This is a genomic window from Rivularia sp. UHCC 0363 (assembly GCF_034931125.1).
Lineage (GTDB): Bacteria > Cyanobacteriota > Cyanobacteriia > Cyanobacteriales > Nostocaceae > Rivularia.
In genome coordinates, this window is record NZ_JAYGHM010000008.1 from 140,535 (window position 1) to 145,066 (window position 4,532).

Annotated in this window: 4 protein-coding genes; 2 read left to right on the plus strand and 2 right to left on the minus strand. The window is 35.7% G+C overall.

The annotated features are described in order from the left end of the window. Positions 1–89: 89 nt before the first annotated feature. A complete protein-coding gene (locus tag VB797_RS07215) occupies positions 90–1,727 on the plus strand; it encodes a GldG family protein (protein ID WP_323236982.1) in 1,638 nt (545 codons plus the stop codon). Between the two features lie 83 nt (positions 1,728–1,810). Then, a complete protein-coding gene (locus tag VB797_RS07220) occupies positions 1,811–2,578 on the plus strand; it encodes a DUF4340 domain-containing protein (protein ID WP_323236983.1) in 768 nt (255 codons plus the stop codon). A gap of 187 nt (positions 2,579–2,765) precedes the next feature. Here the strand turns inward: VB797_RS07220 and VB797_RS07225 are convergent, their stop codons facing one another. After that, entirely contained in the window at positions 2,766–3,038 is a 273-nt protein-coding gene (locus VB797_RS07225) for a hypothetical protein (RefSeq protein ID WP_323236984.1), read from the minus strand. Between the two features lie 722 nt (positions 3,039–3,760). Continuing rightward, positions 3,761–4,294, minus strand: a complete 534-nt coding sequence (locus tag VB797_RS07230) for a hypothetical protein (protein ID WP_323236985.1) — start codon at positions 4,292–4,294, stop codon at positions 3,761–3,763. Between the last annotated feature and the right edge of the window lie 238 nt (positions 4,295–4,532).

Sequence of the window (4,532 nt, forward strand, 5' to 3'; positions counted from 1 at the left end):
AGCAAGATGCTTTTCCTTACGAACACGCTACAAATTTAAACCCGCAGGGATACTCCTGTCGGTCATTGATAATTAATAACTGATATCTGATGAAAAAAATTGGTAATTATACTATTTGGTTAGCACCGTTTCTAATAACTGCGGGTTTGACGGTGGGTTTAATCTCGGAAGATTGGGGAACGATTCCGCTGGTGTTAATAATCTTAGGATTAACTATTGCTGTAGTGTGGATATTATGGCAAAGCTATTCTACTAAATGGTGGAGTCGTCGTTCTACTCAAGTTGGTACTAATGCGTTAATCGCAACTTTAGCTGTAGTCGCTATTTTGTCATTAATTAATTTTTTGAGTACTCGCTATAATATCCGCAATGATTTAACTGAAGCTCAGTTATTTACTCTTGCTCCTCAATCCCAAGAAGTAGTAAAAAAATTGGACAAACCTGTAAAAGTGTGGGTATTCGATCCGAATAAAAATCCTTTAGATCGGGAATTGTTGGAAAAATATCAGCGAGAAAGCAAGAATTTTAAATTTGAATATGCAGACCCTTTAGCTAAACCAGGATTAACTCAGAAATTTGGGGTTAAAGGTTATGGTGAAGTTTATTTAGAATCGGGAGAAAATCGACAATTAGTACAGGTAGTTAATCCCCAGGAACGTCTTTCTGAATCCAGATTAACTAATCGTTTGGTACAAATTGATAATCCTAGTACCAACAAAGTTTATTTTCTCCAGGGACACGGAGAACGTCAGTTAGAACAGGGAGAAGACAAGATTTCTCAAGCGGTTCAAGCTTTAGCAGATCAAAATTATACTGCCGAGCCTTTGAGTTTAACTCAATCTGCTAAAATTCCCTCGGATGCAAATGCTGTAATTTTAGCGGGTCCCCAAAGAGCTTTATTAGACGGTGAAATTCAAGCTTTACAGGATTATATTAACGGTGGTGGTAATTTATTAATCATGGTTGACCCTGGAGTTGACCCCAAATTAGAAGCTTTAACCAAACAATGGGGAGTTACTTTAGATAATCGTTTGGCAATTAATGCTTCAGAAAGCGCTCAACAACAGCCTCCCGGTATATCTATTGTGACTCAATATGGCACACATCCCATAACTAAAGACTTTCAAAATGGTATATCTATATATAAATTAGCGCGACCGATTCAAACAACTCCCGTTAGTGGTGTGGAAAGTACACCTCTACTTTTAACTCAACCTTACCCCGCAACTTGGGCTGAAAGCGATTTAGCAAGTGAAGAATTAAAATTTGACGAAAAGCAGGATATTCCAGGTCCCTTAACTTTAGGTGTTGCTTTAACAAAAAAAATCGCAGCTAAACCAATTCAACCAACACCTACTCCCACAGTTTCCCCAACAGCTTCCCCAACACCTACACCCACCCCCACAACTTCCCCAACACCTACACCCACTCCCACAACTTCAAAAGAAAATAAAGCTACCGAATCAAGGATGGTAGTAATTGGGGATTCAGATTTTATTACAGATGGCTTATTTAGTCAGCAATTGAATGGAGACGTGTTTCTTAACTCAATGACCTGGTTGGGTAAACAAGATTCGCAACCTCTTTCCATTCGTCCCAAAGAAGCGACAAATCGTCGTCTCAATCTTTCTCAATCACAAGCAAATCTGATTGCGTTATCTTCGATATTAATTTTACCCATAATTGCTTTTGCAGCAGCAATACTTCTTTGGTTCCAAAGACGGTAAAAATCAGTTACCAATCACCAATCACCAACTACCAATCACCCATTCTCAATCCCCAATCCCCAGTGAACAATAAATAATTTGCAATGAAATTACAGCGAACAACTTTAGTTTTAATACTGCTAGCAATCTTGTTGGGTGGTTTTGTTTATTTCTATGAGATTCAGTGGAAGTCTCAACAAGAAGAAGTTAAGAAAAAACAGCAGCAACTTTTTTCTTTTAAAGAAGAAGATGTAAAAGCTTTGAAAATAACCACCCAATCGGGAACGATAAATTTAGAACGTTCTCCTGAGTCTAGCAAGAGCAAATGGTTGATGAAATCACCCGATACCGTACCTGCTAATGATGGAACGGTGGCTTATTTATTGAATTTGTTGGAAACCGAAAATAGCGATCGCACTGTTACAACTTCCACTTCCCAATTATCGGAATTTGGTTTAACACAACCCCAAGCAACTATCGAAATTACCTTGAATGATGGAAAAACGTCTAAATTAGTTCTAGGTAAACCAAACTTTGAAAACAGTTTACTTTATGCTCAAAATCAGTTTGCTAATAAACCAGATGGAAATATCGAATTAGTTCTAGTATCTAAAAACTTTGAAAATGCCATAAACCGTTCGTTGTCAGAATGGAAAGCTGTAAATAATAGCCAAAGCACCCCATCTCCAAGTCCCGAAGTCACTCCCACAATATCAACTCCAACTACCCCAGCGATTCCAACTATCAAACCAATCCAAATTAATCCAACACCAATTTTAACACCTACTCCTATTCCTACCCCAACAAATACTCCAACACCGATTTCAACACCTACTCCTATTCCGACTCCAACACCAGCAAAAAATCAATAAAATAGGCATTGATAACGGAGTATACACCTGTTACTTTGTGGGGCTTTCCGTCAATCATAATTATAATTATTTAATTGCTTTTATGCCAAAGTTTATCTTAAAAAACTTGGGAATTAGAGCGGATAAAATAAACTTTTTGATGATTAACATTGTTGATTATTAATCCATCTTTAAACTATAAAATATATCACTCATCGCATAACTTTGCATCAGATAAATTAATAAATAAATCAATTACTTGCTTGTGCTTTTTATGAAACTTTAATAGCTCCAAATAGGCAAAAGGTACAATTAAAGGCCATAAAATTGTAGCCATAGCTAAAATTGCCATAGAAAAATAGCGTTGTGATGAATTCATTTCTTTATCATCCAAAAAGAAACTCAGCCACTGCATAAAAAAGCAACAAGCCATTATTAAATAAAATACAACTGCCAAATTCGTTAGAACTGTCTGCATCATAATTTCGACTTGCTATACCTCTTAGTAAATTATCAACGACACGACTTATAAAAGTTTGTTCCATTCACAAGTTTTCAATTTCCTATCTTGTTTGTAAAAATACTTTTATATTTTTTCCCTGCTTACGAATTAAATAATATACAGACTTTATTTATTTTTTATAATTTCATATAGCTAAACTAACAACCAGCTAGATCAAAACTAAATATAAATTGTTACACTTATGTAATAATAGTTACTACATTAAAAGCTAAGTATTATATTCATATAGGAATCCTATTTGATTTTTGAAAAAACAATTTAGCTACAAGCCTTCTATACAAAGGTTTTATTCTGAGTATACTTAGCAAGATTCAAGTAGGATTTCTATATGTTGTGTTTAAACCATTCTGAGCCGTTTTAAAAGCTGCAAACGGAGAAACAAATACCGAAACCCTCAACTAACCGCTTATATTATTATCTTAAGTGGCAAGTTAATAAAACAGTAAAAACCCTTATTGACTCTTTATCAGTATTTTTAGCTCAACTATATTTGTAACAAAAATCTTCACTTATTGGCGACCTATAGATTTATTGTAAGTATTTTAGCGTGTATTTTATGTATAAAATATATATTTGCAAGAATTCGTACAAATTAAGAAACCCGGTTTCTTAAAAAAACCGGGTTTGTCAATACTTCAAATAGCAACTCATACAGGATGAGGTAAATTTAAACGTAACTTTTATTTAGAGCCAACAACCTCAAACTTAAAAGTGGCAATCCGACGCTTATCTACATACACTTCTAGTATATGTTTACCAGCAGGATCTCCGGTCGAAACCGTCCAGAAATTACTAACTACACCTTTTTTAACTAAATCAGTACGTTTGATCACTGACTTAGTACCATCAGGTGATAGAAAAAAATGTTCTCCATTATCCGTTCCCCAAGTTAACGGAGGTTTTGGTAAAGTTAACACTTCAAGCCATGTTAGTTTACCCTGATAATTTTGAAGTTGGATACGCCATCCATAAACTTTTCCTTCTTTAAAAGGTACTTTAGTTGTTGGAATAAATGTAACTTTGCCGTTTTTTTCGGTTCTTAATACTCCAAATTCAGCCTTTTTAACAGTAATTGTTTTACTTGATATTAAGCCGGTTGATTCTATATTGTTTTCTGTATGTTGGGGTGCAACTTTTACAGTGGGAGAAGCTTTCACTGGGGATGTAATAATTCCAAAAAAAGCTATCCATAGCGTAGTAGCCCAAATTTTCATCTTGCTATCTATTTATGATATTTGGTTTTCCCTACGACGTTACAGGAAGTTGATTTTTTATTCAGATAGATACGAACATTTATGAGGTATTATTTCAGTCTGAAACTAAGGGAGTAGGGAGTAGGAAAACGTGGGGAGATGGGGAGATGGGGAGATGGGGTGATCGGGAGATCGGGAGATGGGGAGATCGGGAGATGGGGTGATGGGGTGATGGGGTGATGGGGTGATGGGGAGATGG

Bases quoted from the DNA above. Each gene is read 5' to 3' on its own strand.
- VB797_RS07215 (WP_323236982.1), top strand. From the start codon at position 90: ATGAAAAAAATTGGTAATTATACTATTTGGTTAGCACCGTTTCTAATA.
- VB797_RS07220 (WP_323236983.1), top strand. From the start codon at position 1,811: ATGAAATTACAGCGAACAACTTTAGTTTTAATACTGCTAGCAATCTTG.
- VB797_RS07225 (WP_323236984.1), bottom strand. From the start codon at position 3,038: ATGATGCAGACAGTTCTAACGAATTTGGCAGTTGTATTTTATTTAATA.
- VB797_RS07230 (WP_323236985.1), bottom strand. From the start codon at position 4,294: ATGAAAATTTGGGCTACTACGCTATGGATAGCTTTTTTTGGAATTATT.